Genomic DNA, 15,464 nt, shown 5'->3' on the forward strand with positions numbered 1-15,464 from the left:
AACTGCCACCACTGGCAGTGCGGGAGGAATTACCGACGGCCCCGGCCCGGCCGGAGGGGCCGAGGGCGTGGGCGCTGGACAGGACCGGGTCGGAGGCTGAGAAGATCGACGCCATGCACCCTGTCCTCGGCCGCGCCCGCGCCGTCCTCAGCAGCCGACTGCGGGTCGCCGCCGCCGTCCTGGCGGCCCTCGCGGTCCTGGCCGTGGTGGTCGGCGGCTACTCGGCGCTGGCCGACGGTCCCCCGCACGTCCGCGAACAGGTCGTCAGCATCCTGGGCACGCCGGAGCCGGACGGGCAGCCGGTCCGGCTGGACGCCACGCTCTACCTCCCGGCCGGCTCCGCGCCCGAGCCGGCCGTGGTGCTGGCGCACGGCTTCGGCGGCAGCAAGGACGACGAGGCCGCCGACGCGCTCTACCTGGCGCAGCACGGCTTCGTGGCGCTGGCCTACTCCGCCCGGGGCTTCGGCCGCTCCGGCGGACTGATCCACCTGGACTCGCCGCAGTACGAGGTCCGCGACGCCGAGAAGGTGATCGACTACCTCGGCACCCTGCCCCAGGTGCAGCAGGACGGTCCGGACGACCCGAGGATCGGCTTCACCGGCCCCTCCTACGGCGGCGCGCTGAGCCTGCTGGTGGCCGGCTACGACCACCGGGTGGACGCCATCGCCCCGGAGATCACCTGGAACGACCTCGGCGGGGCGCTCTTCGGCCAGAACGTCCGGGGCAGCAGCACCCCCGGGGTGTTCAAGAAGTCCTGGGCCGGGCTCTTCTTCGGCTCCGGCTCGGACGCCGACGCCGCCGGGGTGACCAGCACCGACCCGGCCGGCTCCGGCCCCTGCGGCCGGTTCGCCCCGGTCATCTGCCAGGACTACCAGGCCACCGCCGCCGGCGACGGCACCCCGGCCCCCGGTCTGCTCCCGCTGCTGGACGCCTCCAGCCCGGCCACCGTGCTGAACCGGATCACCGCCCCGACCCTGCTGGTCCAGGGCGAGACCGACTCGCTCTTCGGCCTGAACCAGGCGGACGCCAACGCGCGCGGCATCGCCGCCCACGGCACCCCGGTCCAGGTCTCCTGGTACTCCGGCGGCCACGACACTCCCGGCACCAGCGCCGAGACCGACCGGATCCGGTCGATGACGCTCACCTGGTTCGACCACTACCTGAAGCACCGTCAGCCCGCCCCGGGCAGCGCCTTCACCTTCACCAAGGCCGGCTCCGGGCTCTCGCTGACCAGCGGCACGGTCTCCAGCACCACCATGACCGCCGCCGGATACCCGGGGCTGCCGGGCAGCGCCCCGGCCCGGTCAACCGCCGTCCGGCTCGCCGGAACGGCGCAGACGGTGCTGGCCCCGGCCGGCGGCTACCCGGCGGCGATCAGCAGCCTGCCCGGACTCGGCACCGCGCTCACCCAGTTGAGCAGCGGCAACGCCCAACTGGGCGCGCTGCTCGGCGGACCCGCCAACCAGCAGGCGGTCTTCACCAGCAGCCCGCTGCCCGCCGCCGTGCACCAGGTCGGCGTGGCGCAGGTCGGTCTGCGGGTGACCTCCAGCACCACCGACGCCACCCTCTTCGCCAAGGTCTACGACGTCTCGCCGAGCGGCGGCAGCACCCTGCCGAACCAGCTGGTCGCGCCGATCCGGCTGACCGGACTGACCCCCGGCGTCGCCACCACGGTCACCGTCGACCTGCCCGGCATCGTCCACGACTTCCCGGCCGGGAACCGGATGCAGCTGGTGGTCACCAGCACCGACCAGTCCTTCCAGCTGCCGGACGACCCGCGCAGCTACCAGGTCGCGCTGGACGGCGCGGGGCTGACCGTCCCGCTGGTCGCCGCCACCGCCGACAGCGCCGGCGGCACCACCGGCGTGCTCTGGGCGCTGGCCGCGCTGGCCGTCGCACTGCTGCTGGGCGCGGCGCTGCTGTGGCTGCTGCGCCGTCGGCGCGCCGCCGCCCGGCTGGCCGACACCGACCCGGAGCTGGCCCGGGTCCCGGTCGCCATCACCGGCCTCGGCAAGGCCTACCGGGACGGCTTCCGCGCCGTCAGCGACCTCTCCTTCACCGTCGAGCACGGCCAGGTGCTGGGCCTGCTCGGCCCCAACGGCGCGGGCAAGACCACCACCCTGCGGATGCTGGTCGGGCTGATCTCCCCGACCGAGGGCGCGATCCGGGTCTTCGGGCACCGGATCGTCCCCGGATCGCCGGTGCTGTCCCGGGTCGGCGCGTTCATCGAGGGCCCCGGCTTCCTGCCGCACCTGTCCGGTCTCGACAACCTGACCCTGGCCTGGGCCGCCACCGGACGTCCCGAGGCGGACGCCGACTTCGCCGCCGCGCTGGAACTGGCCGGGCTCGGCGACGACGTCCACCGCAAGGTCCGCACCTACAGCCAGGGCATGCGGCAGCGGCTCGCGGTCGCCCAGGCCATGCTCGGTCTGCCAGACCTGCTGGTGCTCGACGAGCCGACCAACGGCCTCGACCCGCCGCAGATCCGCGAGATGCGCGAGGCGCTGCGGCGCTACGCGGCGACCGGCCGCACCGTCGTCGTCTCCAGCCACCTGCTGTCCGAGGTCGAGCAGACCTGCACCCACTGCGTGGTGATGGCGCGCGGACGGCTGCTGGCGGCGGGCCCGGTGGACGAGCTGATCGGCGCGTCCTCCTCGGTCCGGATCGAGGTCGACCAGCCGGAGAAGGGCGCCGAACTGCTCGGCGCACTCCCCGGTGTGCTCGCCGCCCAGGTCGACGAGGACGGCAGCCTGGTCGTCGAACTGCAGGCGATCCGGCCGTCCGAGGCGGTCCGGGTCCTGGTCGGCGCCGGGCTCGCGGTCGACCGCATCGCCCCCCGGCACCGCCTGGAGGACGTCTTCCTCGAACTCGTCCACGAAAGCTGAGGGACCGTCATGTCATCGAGCGAGGCGCCCAGGACCGGACGCGGCGTGGGCCGCGACGGCGGGCGCGGAGTCGCCAGGGGCGGGCACGAACAGCTCGCCCACGCCCCGACCCCGCCGCCGACCGCCGCCCGCAACGGCGCCGCGCCCGGCTTCGACCCGCGCCGGACCCTGCCGCTGCGGGTCGAGCTGCGCCGGCAGATCGGCCGCCGGCGCACCCAGGTCACCCTGGGGCTGATCGCCGCGCTGCCGCTGCTGCTGGTGCTCGCCTTCGAACTGGGCGCGCCCACCCACGACCGCAACGGCGACATCACCCTCGCCGACTTCGCCACCGTCGGGGCGGCCAACTTCACCCTGTTCGCGATCTTCGCCTCGTCCAGCTTCCTGCTGGTCATCGTGGTCGCCCTGTTCTGCGGCGACACCGTGGCCAGTGAGGCGAGCTGGTCCAGCCTGCGCTACCTGCTGATCTCCCCGGTCGGCCGGGCCCGGCTGCTGCGCCGCAAGCTCGCCGTCTCGCTCGGGCTGTCCGCGTTCGCACTGGTGCTGCTGCCGGTGGTGGCGCTGCTGGCCGGCTGGGCCGCCTGGGGCTGGCACCCGGTCCAGTCGCCGACCGGCTCCACCCTGGGCACCGGTCAGGCGCTGCTCCGGCTGCTGATCATCATCGGCTACCTGGCCGTCAGCCTGCTCTTCGTCGCCGCCCTCGGCTTCTGTGCCGGGGTGTACACCGACGCCCCGCTGGGCGCGGTCGGCGGCACGGTGCTGATCGTCATCGTCTCCAGCATCCTGGACAACGTCACCGCCCTCGGCAGCCTCCGCGCGCTGCTCCCCACCCACTACACCGCCGCCTGGCTGGACGCCCTGGACCCCACCGTCCAGTGGGGCGAGATGCTGCGCGGCGCCCTGTCCTCGCTGCTCTACAGCACCGTCCTGTTCGCCCTGGCCTGGTGGCACTTCCAGCGCAAGGACATCGTCAGCTGACGGTCAGGCGCACGCCCCGGGGCGTGCGCCTGGGGGCTCACTGCTCGCGCCGGCCCCACGGGGAGCCGTACTCGACCAGCAGGTCGAGGAAGGGCTTGGGGGCGAAGGCCTCCGGGCCGAGGATGCCGGCGCCGGTCCACACCCCGGCGGCGATCAGCTCCAGGGCGATCACCGGGTTGATCGCGGTCTGCCAGACCACGGCCTGGGAGCCGTACTCCCGCATCGACCACTGGTTGTCGACCACGTGGTAGAGGTAGACCTCGCGCGGCTTGCCGTCCTTGACGCCCTTGACCCAGGTGCCGGCGCAGGTCTTGCCGTGCATCCGGTCGCCCAGACCGGCCGGGTCCGGCAGCGCGGCGGCCACCACGTCGCGGGGCGAGACCTTGACCGGGCCCCGGTCCGAGTTCACCGTCAGCGGCTCGGTCCGGTCCAGACCCAGCGCGTGCAGGGTCTTCAGCTTGGCGATGAAGTCGTCGCCGAGGCCGTACTTGAAGGTGACCCGCTTGGCGTCGACCCAGCGCGGCACCAGCAGCACCTCCTCGTGCTCGACATTGACGCACTCGACCGGGCCGATGCCCTCGGGGAAGTCGAAGACCTCCGGCTCGCTGAACGGCGCGGTGGTGAACCAGCCCCGGTCGGCCTCGTAGACGACGGGTGGGTTGAGGCACTCCTCGATCGTGGTCCAGATGCTGAACGAGGGGGCGAAGTCGTAGCCCTCGACGGTCAGGTTGGCGCCGTCGCGGATGCCGATCTCCTCGATGTCGTCGAAGAGCTCGTCGGCCGCGTAGCGGGCGAAGACGTCGGAGAGGCCGGGCTCGACGCCCATACCCACCAGTGCCAGCCGCTCGGCCTTCTCCCAGGCCCCGGCCTGCTCGAACTGGGCGTCGCCGAGCTTGACCCCGCACAGCTCGTGCGGCTGCTCGGGATGCGGGTGGGACAGCGACATCGCCATGTCCAGGTAGTTCGCGCCGGCCGCGAGCGCGGCCTGGAACAGCGGCATCACGAAGCGCGGATCGGTGGCGTTGACCAGTACGTCGCAGCGCTGCTCGGCCAGCAGCGCGGTGACGGCGGCCTGGTCCGAGGCATCGATCCGGGCGGCGCTGAAACGCGTCTCCGCCTCCCCGAGCGCCGCCACGGCGGCCTCGGCGCGCGACAGGTCGTAGTCGGCCACGACCATGTGCTCGAAGAACGGCCGCCGGCTCGCGATCTTCGTGATCGCAGTACCGACGCCGCCGGCTCCCACCAGAAGGACTCGCATGACGGACATCACTCCACTTTCCTTGAACGGGGGCTCTTCTTCGATGGAACCCTGCCGTCCGCACCAACGTCTATGGTGTTGGCATAAGGACCCGGCGGCCACCGGAAGGAGCCCGGCATGCCCAAGCAGGTCGTCCCGGAGGCGGACCGGCAGCGCCGCCGCCGCACCAAGCAGGGCACCGTGCTCAGCCACCGGCTGATCGTGGAGACCGCCCTGCGGATGCTGCACGAGCACGGCGCGGCGGGCCTCAGCGCCCGTCGGCTCGGCCTGGCCCTGGGCACCGACGCCAGCACCGTCTACCGCTACTTCCGGGGCATGGACGACCTCACCCTGGCCATCGCCGACGAGCTGATCAGCGGCGCCATGGCGAACTGGCGGGCCACCGGCGACTGGCGGGCCGACCTCCGCGACCTCGGGCTGCGCATCCACGCCGCCTACCTCACCCACCCCCAGGCGGCCGTGCTGACGGCGAACCGGGTCAGCGGCCGGGCGCACGAGGTGGCCTCGGACGAGGCGATCCTCGGCACCCTGCGCACGGCCGGCTTCCCGGACCGCGCCGCCGCGCGGATCTACCACGCCTTCATCGACCAGACCCTGGCCTTCGCCGCGCTGGACGCCGCCTCGCTCGCCCTCCCGGAGGCCGCCCGTGAGGCCGACGAGCAGGTCTGGCAGGCCACCTATGCCCGGCTCCCGGCCGAGACCCACCCCCATATCGCCGCCACCGCCGAGCTGTTGGTGGCCCGGATGAACCGCAGCGCCTACCCGGCGGCCCTGGAGATGCTGCTGAACAGCGCCGCCGCCGAGCTCGCCGCGCCGAGGGCGGCGGACGGCGGTGGCAGCAGTGGCCGCTAGCCTCAACCGGCCCGGTGGGCGACCTCCCCACCGACCAGCAGGTCGTCGTCGAACTCCTTCTTGACGGCGGTGAACCGCTCCAGGTCGTCGATCCCGTTCTGCGGCTCGACGATCGTGGTGATGCCGTAACGGGCCGCGTCCCGGAGGTTGGTGACGATCCGTCGGTACCGGGCGTCGTTGCCGTAGCCGGGCAGCACCGCCTCCAGCGCCCGCTGGCCGATGGGGTGGATCCCCAGCACCGCGAAGTCCCGGACGAATCCGGTGGGTCGGCCGAGCTGCGGGCACTGGACCGGGCACGTCAGTCCGGGCGCGTCGGGCTGGGCGCGTCGGGCTGGGCGCGTCAGTCCGGGTCGACCTCCGCCGCGAGCACGGTCAGGTCGTCCCGGTGCCAGTCGGTCCCGTGCCGCTCGGCCTCCTGGTGGAGCCGCTGCAGCACCTCGCCGGCCTCGGCGGCCGGGAGCCGGGCGATGGTGTCGGCCACTCGCTCCTCGCCGAACTCCGCGCCGGCCGGGCTCCTGGCCTCGCTCAGGCCGTCGGTGATCAGCACCAGCAGCTCGCCGGGGGCGAAGCCGGTGCCGGAAGTGGTCCAGACGTCGGCGGTGTCCGGGATCAGCGAGCTGACCAGCGGGCCGGTCGTCTCCAGCCGGACCACCCGGCCGCCCCGGCGGCGGAGGAAGGGCTCGACATGGCCGGCGTTGAGCCACTCCACCGCGCCGCCGACCGGATCGATCCGCACCAGGACCAGGGTCGCGAACCGCTCGTCCTCGTCGGTGAGGACCTGCCGGGCCGCCCGCGCGGCGGCCCGGAGCCCGAGGTCCAGCGAGAGTGCGGCCGAGACCGCGCACTTGAGCCTGACCGCCAGCAGCCCGGCCCCGACGCCGTGCCCGGCCACGTCCCCCAGGACCAGCACGGTGGAGCCGTCCGGCAGGGCGACCGTGTCGACGAAGTCCCCGGCCATGATGCCCTCGGCCGCGATCAGCGCCCCGGCGACCCCGACCCGGGGCCCGGGAGCGCCGCAGGCGGTCAGGATCCGGTGCAGCCCGAGCACCGCCTCGCCCTCCTGCTCCAGCGCCTCGGAGTCCCGGCGCGAGGCCGACTGGTACTCCTTCAAGCGCAGTTGGACGTGCTCGATCTCGTGGTAGGTCGAGGTGACCCAGCCGCGCGGCGGCGTGGTCGGCGGGCCGTCCTCCAGGGTGCCCCGGGCGACCTGGTGCAACTGCTGCTCCAGCGCCGACACCGGGAGGATGATGCGCCGGGAGGTCACCGCCGCGAGGCCGAGGGTGCCGATCAGCAGGGTGACCGAGACCGCCGCGAAGTAGGCGATGACGGCCTCCCGGGCGTCGTCCACGCTCCGCCAGGCGGCAGCGGTCTGGATCCCGAGCCCCGTCTCCAGGACCTTGGCGCCGCTGCTCACCCCCTGCAGGGCGACCGCCGCCGGGACCGCGTCCCCCGGAACCGGCCCGGACCCGCCGGGGTGCACCGTCATGGCGCAGGCCGGGGAGCCGGCCGGGGCGGCCAGCAGCCAGGCGTCCAGCTCGGCGGAGAGCGCCCGGTCGGAGCGGTCGAGCGCGGGGTAGCCGCCGAGCAGGCTCCGGACCCGCTCCATCTGCGCGGTCGCCCGGTCCGCCTCGGCCGCCCAGTCCTGCCGGGCCGAGCCGCCGGACGGCGGCTGCGGGCTCAGGCAGGCGATCCGCTGGTTGTCGACCGCCCCCACCACCTCGGCGAGCGCCACCTGGGCCGGCTGGAGGTGGTCGTGGACGGAGGCGACCGTCCGGTGGTAGTTGCGGTTCACCACCACTCCGGTGACGACGACGGCAGCCACCACGGCCAGCACCAGGCCGACGCAGACCCAGAGCCGGACCCCCAGCGCGGAGGCACGGCCGCGTACCCCCCGGTGCGGATTCCCGCCGCTCATGGAGCTCCTCTCCCGCGTCACCGGTGGTACTCCGTCGGGGCACCTCCGGTCCTCCGACGCCTCCGCCCCTCCACTATGCCCGGCTCCCCGCCCGGGTGCCTGAGCACTCAGGCAGGCGCCGCCGACCGCCGCCACCCCCGCGAGCTGCGGCGCAGCCGCCGCCCCCGGCCCGGCGCCACGGACCCTCGGACCCGCCGCGCAGCGGGCACCGGCTGACGAACCGTCACCACCGCTGCCGCACAGCCGCACCCGGCCACCGTCGAGCCCGATCGGGCCGTAATCGGCGCCACCCTTCCGGCCGCCCCGCACCGACCCGAACAACGCTTTACCGCAAGCCGGTTCCGGCGTACCCGAATCGGTCCTTCCGCGTGCCGTCCCCACCCTCCCGGTCACACCCCGCCATCCCCCGAACTGCCTAGTCGAGCGGGCGCGGAGGCGGGTCGCTGCCTAGCGTGAAGCGCGCCGAGACATTCCTGGGCCGGACGCCGTGAGCGCGTCCCAAGCCCGTCGTCCCGATTCGCGGCGCCATTCCCTGGGCCGCATCGCAGGAAGCAGGTTTGTGTGCGAACTCAATGCCATGGCCACGTGACCTGGAAGTCCGCCATGAACTGCCGACCAGCCCCGTCCGCCGGACCCGCCGACGCGCTCGCGGTCGGGCCGGTCACGGCCGGACCCGCCGTCCGCCGCGCCGACGCGGCGCCGGGCATATGAGCCTCCAGCCGCCGGCCCGGCCCGGTCCCGCCACGGTCACGGCCTCGGTCGCCGCCCCGCTGCTGACCGCTCGCCGCCCGGTCTGGGCCCGGCTGCCGATGGCCGCGCTGCGCACCTCCCGTCCCCGGCAGTGGCCGAAGAACCTGCTGGTGTTCGCGGCCCCGGTGACCGGCTCCGCGCTCGGTCGCAGCGGCACCGCCATGGGTGAGGCCGTGGCCGCGTTCATCGTGTTCACCCTCGCGGCCAGCAGCGTCTACTTCGTCAACGACGTCCTCGACGCCGAGCGCGACCGGCAGCATCCGCGCAAGTGCCTGCGCCCCATCGCCTGCGGCGACCTCGCCGAGACCCACGCGCTGACCATGGCCGCGCTCTGCGCGCTCGGCGCGGTGCTGGTCGGGCTGCTCACCCCGGGGCTGGGGCTGACCCTGACGGCGGTGGCCTACCTGGCCGTCTCGCTGCTCTACTGCACCCGGCTCAAGCACGTGCCCTTCGTCGAACTCACGGTCGTGGCCTCGGGCTTCGTGCTGCGGGCCCTGGGCGGCGCCTCGGCCGCGAAGGTCCCGCCCTCGGGCTGGTTCGTGCTGGTGTGCAGCCTCGGCGCACTGCTGGTCGTCGTGGCCAAGCGCTACACCGAACTGGCCTCGCTGGGCGGCGCCGCGACTGCGCACCGGCCCAGTCTCCGGTACTACTCCCCCGGTGGGCTCCGGCTGTCGCAGCGGCTGATCACGCTGTCGATGGTGGCCGCGTACTGCACCTGGGCCGCCACCGAGGCCGACCCCTGGACCGTGGACTGGCACCTGGCCTCGACCGTGCCGCTGATCGCGGCCCTGGTCAGGTTCGACCGGCTGACCGCCGCCGGCAGCACCCGGCACATCGAGGACCTGCTGGTCCGCGACACGGTGATGGTCTGTCTGGAGCTGACCTGGCTGGTGGTCTTCGTCGTCGGACTGGCCACCCACGACATCTTCTGAGCAGGCCGCCGCGACCACCCGTCACCTGTCCGGTGGCGTCCCGGTGGCCGGGCGGACGGGGGGTGGCTTGGATGGAAAAGGCGTTCCCCGGAAACAGTGCCGGCCAGGTCGGCGGGCACTGGTGGTGAGTGACGAGGAGTCAGCGACAGTGGAGTCACAGCAGCCGAACGAGGTCGAGTTGACCTCCCGTCCCGACTCCGACCCGGACCTGGTGCTGAACCCGGCTCCGGAGCTGAACCCGGCTCCGGAGCCGGGCCCGGACCCGGTCCCGGCCGGGCTCCCCCGGGAGGAACCGGCCGGGACCGAGTCGCCCGACCAGCCGCCGCCGGGCGCCCCGAAGCCACGGCGCTCGCTGCTCACGCCCTGGCGCCCGGCCAGGACGCTGACGCCCGCCCAGCGGCACCGGCGCCGCTTCGTCGGGGTGTCGACCCTGGCCGTGGCGCTGGCCTTCGGCGGCGTCGTCGGCCACTCGGTGTACGGGGCGATGGCCGCGCCGGGCACCGACAGCACCTCGGCCCGGCTGGCCGAGTGGGGCCGGGACCACGGGCTGAACTCGGTGATCGACTGGCTGGAGGTGCACACCTACACCCCGCCCCGGTCCGGCGGCGCCCCCTCCCAGGCGGACCTGGACCGGATGCTCGCGGCCGAGGGCGCCGCCAAGCGGGCGCGGATGGCCGCGGCCGTCCCGCTGCACTCCCCGATCGAGCCGCTGGCCTCGCCCGCGCTGCCCGGCGAGGGCTACTTCGCACCCCTGGTCACCGTGAAGGGCCAGCCGGTGGTCCAGACCGCGCTGATGCGTCCGGACACCACCTACACCTCGTTCCCGGTCGGCATCGCCTGGATGAAGCAGTCCGCGCTGGCCTTCCAGCTGCACCCCGGCTTCGAGGAGCCCGGCGGCAGCTGGAGCGTCCCCTCGACGATCCCGCCCGGCGAGCGGACCGGGCTGGTCGCCTCCTACAACGGCGGCTTCAAGGTCTCCAACGGCGACTCCCACGGCGGGTTCTACCTCGACGGGCGCACCGTCGGCACCCTGACCGACGGCGCGGCCTCCGAGGTCTTCTACCGCAACGGCTCGGTCAAGGTCGGCACCTGGGGCCAGGACGTCACGATGACCCCGGACGTGGTCGGGGTCCGCCAGTGCCTGGTGCCGCTGGTCGCCCACGGCCAGGTGACCGCGGCGGTCGACAACGGCGGGACCGAGACCTGGGGCCTCACCGACCAGGGCATGCCGCTGGTGCCGCGCTCCGGGATCGGCATCGACAGCCAGGGCAACCTCATCTACGTCGGCGGCCGGGTGCTGTCGGTGCACACCCTGGCCACCGTGCTCCAGCGGGCCGGGGCGGTGACCGCGATGATGCTGGACATCAACCTGAGCTGGCCGTCGTTCATCTCCTACGACAGCAGCGTCGACCCGAGCGACCCGACCCCCTCGAACCTGGTCAACTTCGTTCGCGGACCCGGCCGCTACTACGACCAGTCGAGCCGCGACTTCGTCGCCGTCTACGCCCGCCACTGACCGCCGCACACACGGAGAGGTGCCGTCCTTGACCCGCCACCGGCCGACCGTCCCGCCCCGCGCACGGACCCGCCGCCCGCTCCGCCCGCGGGCCGGGCCCCCGGTGGCGGTCGTTCGGCGACCGGGCGACGGCGCTGCTGCTGACCGCCGCCGTGGGCGCGGGCGGCTGGATGCTCTACGACGGCACCCGGACCAGCCACCCGCCGCAGCCCTCCGCCGTCGACGCCTTCAGCGCCCCGGCCGGCGGCACCGCCCGCCCCCCGGTCGACGTGTCGGGCAACACCCCGGCGCACCACAAGCCGACCCCGCTGCCCTACTCGGTGCCGGTGCGGCTGCGGATCCCCACCATCTCGCTGAACGCGCCGCTGGTGGAGCTGGGACTGGACGGGAGCGGACAGCTCCAGGTGCCGGACAACCACAACCGCAACCTGGCCGGCTGGTACAGCGGCGGCGTAGCGCCGGGCGCGGCGGGCAACGCGATCATCGACGGCCATGTCGACACCAAGCAGGGCCCCGCCGTCTTCTTCCTGCTGGGGGCGCTGCACAAGGGCGACACCATCGAGGTCGACCGGAAGGACGGCCGCGCGGCGCTGTTCGCCGTCGACGCCATCGAGGTCTACGCCAAGGACGCGTTCCCCTCCGCCCAGGTCTACGGCCCCACCACCGACCCCGAGCTGCGGCTGATCACCTGCGGCGGCGGCTACACGGTCAGGACCGGCTACCTGGGCAACGTCGTCCTCTACGCGCACCTGATCGGCAGCAAGCCGGTCTGACGGTTCAGCACCCAGCCCCGGCCGGCCCGGGCCGACAGTGCGCCGAGCAGCGCGCCGGCCGCGACGTCGGTCGGGTAGTGCACGCCCACGACCAGCCGGGAGACCCCCATCGCCCCGGCGCCCGCGGCCAGCGCCAGCGCGCCCGGCCAGGGCAGCGCCGGTCCGTAGAGCACCGCCGCCGCTGCCGCCGAGGCCGCGTGCGAGCTGGGGAAGCTGTGCCGTCCGGCGGTCCGCACCAGCGGCTCCAGTCCGTCCAGCTGCGGACGCGGGCGGCGGACCACCCGCTTCACCGCCATGCTCGCCAGGTGGGCCCCGGCCACCACGGCGGTGGCCCGCAGCCACCGGGTCCGGTGCGGCCGGTCCACCGCCGCCCCGGCCAGACCGCCGACCACCCAGAGCGCGCCGTGCTCGCCCGCGAAGGACAGCGCCCGCGCCGCGCCGGTGACCCGGGGTGCTGCCAACCGTGTCCGCACCGCGCGGAGCAGCGCGGCGTCCGCGCCGGGACGGCCGCTGGGGCGGGGCTCGGCCATCACGTACCACCGTTCCGGATGCTGACGTCCTGTTAGATTGCCTGACGAAAGGATATGAGTGATTTGCCCGGTTTGCCCGGAAGGATCAGAAGGAGTCGCATGGAATCCCTCGCCGGGTGGGGCCGCACCGCCCCCACCCTCGCCCGGGTCGAACGCCCGAGCACCGTCGAGCAGGCCAGGCGCGCGATCCGGACCGCCGGTCCGCGCGGGGCCGTCGCGCGCGGCCTCGGCCGCTCCTACGGCGACGCCGCGCAGAACGCCGGCGGCTCCGTCCTCAGCATGACCGGCCTCGACCGGATCCTGGCCGTCGACCTGGCCGCCGGGACCGTCACCGCCGAGGCGGGGGTGAGCCTGCACCAGCTGATGCGGGTGCTGCTCCCGCTCGGCTGGTTCGTCCCGGTGACCCCGGGCACCCGCTACGTCACCCTGGGCGGTGCGATCGGGGCCGACATCCACGGCAAGAACCACCATGGCAGCGGCAGTTTCTGTCGCCATGTCAACTCCTTCGACCTGCTGACCGCCGACGGCGGGCTGCGCACCGTCGACCGCGAGCAACACGCCGACCTCTTCCACGCGACCGCCGGCGGCATGGGCCTGACCGGCGTGGTCACCGCCGCGACGGTCCGGCTGCTGCCGGTGCGGACCTCGCTGATGTCGGTGGACACCGAGCGCGCGACCGACCTGGACGACCTGATGGCCCGGCTCACCGCGACCGACCACCGCTACCGCTACTCCGTCGCCTGGATCGACCTGCTGGCCAAGGGCTCCGCCCTCGGCCGCGCCGTGCTCACCCGGGGCGACCACGCCGAACCCGGGCAGCTGACCCCCGCCCAGCGGCGCGACCCGCTCGCCTTCCGCCCGGGGACGCTGCCCGCCGCGCCGTCCTGGGTCCCCGGCGGGCTGCTCCGCCCCGCGACCGTCGGCCTCTTCAACGAGCTCTGGTACCGCCGGGCGCCGCGCGAGCGGCACGGCGAGATCCAGAAGCTCAGCACCTTCTTCCACCCGCTGGACGGCCTGCCGGAGTGGAACCGGATCTACGGCCCCGGCGGCTTCGTCCAGTACCAGTTCGTGGTCGGACTCGATCAGGAGCGGGCGCTGCGCCGGATCGTCGAGCGGATCAGCCGGGGCAACTGCCCCTCCTTCCTCGCCGTGCTCAAGCGGTTCGGCAGCGGCGATCCGGGCTGGCTGTCCTTCCCCACCGAGGGCTGGACCCTGGCCCTGGACATCCCCGCCCGGATGCCCGGTCTCGCCGCCCTGCTCGACGCCCTCGACGAGGAGGTGGCCGCGGCGGGCGGCCGGGTCTACCTCGCCAAGGACTCCCGACTGCGCCCGGAACTGCTGGACGCCATGTACCCGAGGCTGGGCGACTTCCGCCGGCTGCGCGCCGAGCTGGACCCGGCCGGACTGTTCACCTCCGACCTGGCCCGCCGCCTCCGGCTCTGACGCCGCCCCTTCCCCTCTCCTCCCCCGCCTCCCCATCCCCCGCCTCCCCTCCCTCGCAAAGGAACCCGATGAAGAACGCTCTGGGAGACCCCCAGTCCCTGTTGGTGCTCGGGGGCTCCTCGGACATCGCCCGGGCCACGGCCCGGATGCTGGTCCGCCGCCGGACCACCAGGGTCCACCTGGCCGGCCGCCCCTCGCCCGCCCTGGACGCCGCCGCCGCCGAACTGCGCGCCCTGGGCGCGGAGGTCAGCGTGCTGGACTTCGACGCCGCGGACCCCGGCAGCCACGCCGGGGTGCTGGGCAAGGCCTTCACCGAGGGCGACATCGACCTGGTGCTGCTCGCCTTCGGCGTCCTCGGCGACCAGGCGGCGGACGAGCAGGACCCGGTCGCCGCCGCCCGGGTGGCGCAGGTCAACTATGTCGGCGCGGTGTCCGCCTCACTGGTCTGCACCCAGCAGTTGCGGGCCCAGGGCCACGGCACGCTGGCGGTGCTCTCCTCCGTCGCCGGCGAGCGGGCCCGCAGCTCCAACTACATCTACGGCTCGACCAAGGCCGGGCTCGACGCCTTCGCCCAGGGTCTCGGTGACTCGCTGCAGGGCTCGGGGGTGCAGGTGATGGTGGTCCGGCCCGGGTTCGTCCGCTCGCGGATGACCCAGGGAATGCGGCCCGCCCCGCTGGCCACCACCCCGGACGCGGTCGCCGCCGTCATCCTGGCCGGGTTGCGTCGCAACGCCCACACGGTCTGGGCCCCGGGGGCGCTCCGGCCGGTGATGGCCGGTCTGCGCCACCTGCCGCGCCCGGTCTTCCGCCGCCTGCCGCTCTGACCTCCGACGGCCTGATCCGCTGCAGCCAAAGGTTGCTGACGGTGACTCAGGTCGACGGTGGCGGGACCGCCCGACTCCGGTCCGGAACCGGGGCCGGACCGGGTCGGGGACGGACACCTCGCTGACGAGCTGCCAAGTGACACGCCGACAGCAGCCGAGGACGATCACCCGTTCGCTGCGTTCGAGATGTATGCCGCTTATGTCCGACTTAGCGTCAGTCGTGTTGCAGCGCGGTATCCCGTACCCGGGGAACGCCCCGGGTGCCCGCGCCGCAGAAACTCGGAGAACACCTGATGCGTCGTACCCCGCGCCTTGCTGCCGCCGCCGCGCTGACCGCCCTGATGACCGGGCTGGCGGCTCCGGCAGCCATAGCCGCGTCCACCCCCACCTGGGGCTGGAGCGTCTCGCCCGGCACGGTCGCCCCCGGTGGCCAGGTCACCCTGAGCGCGCACGGCTGCCCCGTCCCCACGGTCACCGTCTCCTCGGGCGTCTTCGACACGGTCACCCTGAACGAGGGCCGCCCGGCGAAGGCCAGGGTCGACTGGGACGCCAAGCCCGGCGCCCAGTACACGGTCACCTTCAAGTGCCAGAAGCAGACCGGGACGGTCGAGCTGACGATCGCCTCGAACCGGCCGGTCCACCCGGTCCACCCGGTCCACCCGGTCGGTCCGGTCAACACCGGGCTGGGCGGTGGCACCAGCGGCATGAACGCCGCCGAGCTGACCGGCGGTGCGCTGCTGCTGACCGCTGCCGTGGGCACGGTCGTGCTCCGTCGCCGCCGGGCCGACGGCCGCGTCTGACGGGCACCCCG

The 15,464-nt window shown here is 74.1% G+C and carries 14 protein-coding genes; 10 read left to right on the forward strand and 4 right to left on the reverse strand.

The window, feature by feature from the left end; translation table 11 throughout:
• Nucleotides 1-113 precede the first annotated feature (113 nt).
• Both BS75_RS10835 and BS75_RS10840 read left to right on the forward strand, forming a co-directional pair.
• Nucleotides 114-2,885 (forward strand): alpha/beta fold hydrolase, encoded by a 2,772-nt coding sequence (locus BS75_RS10835; protein ID WP_034088073.1) that lies wholly within the window; start codon nucleotides 114-116, stop codon nucleotides 2,883-2,885.
• 9 nt (nucleotides 2,886-2,894) lie between these two features.
• Nucleotides 2,895-3,860 (forward strand): ABC transporter permease, encoded by a 966-nt coding sequence (locus BS75_RS10840; protein WP_081982243.1) that lies wholly within the window; start codon nucleotides 2,895-2,897, stop codon nucleotides 3,858-3,860.
• 37 nt (nucleotides 3,861-3,897) lie between these two features.
• On the opposite strand, the gene BS75_RS10845 is transcribed toward BS75_RS10840, so the two are convergent.
• Nucleotides 3,898-5,118 carry a saccharopine dehydrogenase family protein gene (locus tag BS75_RS10845; RefSeq protein ID WP_034092801.1) on the reverse strand — a complete coding sequence of 407 codons (1,221 nt, stop codon included), beginning with the start codon at nucleotides 5,116-5,118 and terminating at the stop codon, nucleotides 3,898-3,900.
• A 117-nt stretch (nucleotides 5,119-5,235) separates the two neighbouring features.
• Here BS75_RS10845 and BS75_RS10850 point away from each other — a divergent pair, with 117 nt between their 5' ends.
• Nucleotides 5,236-5,970, forward strand: coding sequence for a TetR/AcrR family transcriptional regulator (locus BS75_RS10850; protein ID WP_034088075.1), 735 nt, complete (start codon nucleotides 5,236-5,238; stop codon nucleotides 5,968-5,970).
• A 2-nt stretch (nucleotides 5,971-5,972) separates the two neighbouring features.
• On the opposite strand, the gene BS75_RS10855 is transcribed toward BS75_RS10850, so the two are convergent.
• Nucleotides 5,973-6,209 (reverse strand): hypothetical protein, encoded by a 237-nt coding sequence (locus tag BS75_RS10855; protein ID WP_034088076.1) that lies wholly within the window; start codon nucleotides 6,207-6,209, stop codon nucleotides 5,973-5,975.
• A 101-nt stretch (nucleotides 6,210-6,310) separates the two neighbouring features.
• Entirely contained in the window at nucleotides 6,311-7,885 is a 1,575-nt protein-coding gene (locus BS75_RS10860; protein ID WP_034088077.1) for a PP2C family protein-serine/threonine phosphatase, read from the reverse strand.
• A 585-nt stretch (nucleotides 7,886-8,470) separates the two neighbouring features.
• Here BS75_RS10860 and BS75_RS51430 point away from each other — a divergent pair.
• The 4 genes from BS75_RS51430 (at nucleotide 8,471) to BS75_RS10875 (ending at nucleotide 11,856) form a co-directional block, all read left to right on the forward strand.
• Nucleotides 8,471-8,596, forward strand: coding sequence for a hypothetical protein (locus tag BS75_RS51430; protein WP_267970516.1), 126 nt, complete (start codon nucleotides 8,471-8,473; stop codon nucleotides 8,594-8,596).
• Nucleotides 8,593-9,567, forward strand: a complete 975-nt coding sequence (locus BS75_RS10865; protein WP_052069335.1) for a decaprenyl-phosphate phosphoribosyltransferase — start codon at nucleotides 8,593-8,595, stop codon at nucleotides 9,565-9,567. The genes BS75_RS51430 and BS75_RS10865 overlap by 4 nt, the downstream gene beginning before the upstream one ends.
• Nucleotides 9,568-9,715: 148 nt before the next feature.
• Nucleotides 9,716-11,083, forward strand: a complete 1,368-nt coding sequence (locus BS75_RS10870; RefSeq protein WP_034088078.1) for a phosphodiester glycosidase family protein — start codon at nucleotides 9,716-9,718, stop codon at nucleotides 11,081-11,083.
• A 152-nt stretch (nucleotides 11,084-11,235) separates the two neighbouring features.
• Nucleotides 11,236-11,856 (forward strand): class F sortase, encoded by a 621-nt coding sequence (locus BS75_RS10875; RefSeq protein WP_408022527.1) that lies wholly within the window; start codon nucleotides 11,236-11,238, stop codon nucleotides 11,854-11,856.
• Here BS75_RS10875 and BS75_RS10880 read toward each other — a convergent pair.
• Nucleotides 11,823-12,386 (reverse strand): phosphatase PAP2 family protein, encoded by a 564-nt coding sequence (locus tag BS75_RS10880; RefSeq protein ID WP_034088080.1) that lies wholly within the window; start codon nucleotides 12,384-12,386, stop codon nucleotides 11,823-11,825. The two genes, BS75_RS10875 and BS75_RS10880, sit on opposite strands and share 34 nt — an antisense overlap.
• A 99-nt stretch (nucleotides 12,387-12,485) precedes the next feature.
• Here BS75_RS10880 and BS75_RS10885 point away from each other — a divergent pair, with 99 nt between their 5' ends.
• The 3 genes from BS75_RS10885 to BS75_RS10895 all read left to right on the forward strand — a co-directional run bounded on the left by BS75_RS10885 (nucleotide 12,486) and on the right by BS75_RS10895 (nucleotide 15,453).
• On the forward strand, nucleotides 12,486-13,829 hold the full coding sequence (locus tag BS75_RS10885; protein WP_034088081.1) for an FAD-binding oxidoreductase: 1,344 nt from the start codon (nucleotides 12,486-12,488) through the stop codon (nucleotides 13,827-13,829).
• A 68-nt stretch (nucleotides 13,830-13,897) separates the two neighbouring features.
• On the forward strand, nucleotides 13,898-14,653 hold the full coding sequence (locus tag BS75_RS10890; protein ID WP_034088082.1) for a decaprenylphospho-beta-D-erythro-pentofuranosid-2-ulose 2-reductase: 756 nt from the start codon (nucleotides 13,898-13,900) through the stop codon (nucleotides 14,651-14,653).
• Nucleotides 14,654-14,946: 293 nt separating this feature from the next.
• Nucleotides 14,947-15,453 (forward strand): hypothetical protein, encoded by a 507-nt coding sequence (locus BS75_RS10895; RefSeq protein WP_034088083.1) that lies wholly within the window; start codon nucleotides 14,947-14,949, stop codon nucleotides 15,451-15,453.
• The last annotated feature ends 11 nt before the right edge of the window (nucleotides 15,454-15,464 follow it).

Source organism: Streptacidiphilus albus JL83, assembly GCF_000744705.1.
GTDB lineage: Bacteria > Actinomycetota > Actinomycetes > Streptomycetales > Streptomycetaceae > Streptacidiphilus > Streptacidiphilus albus.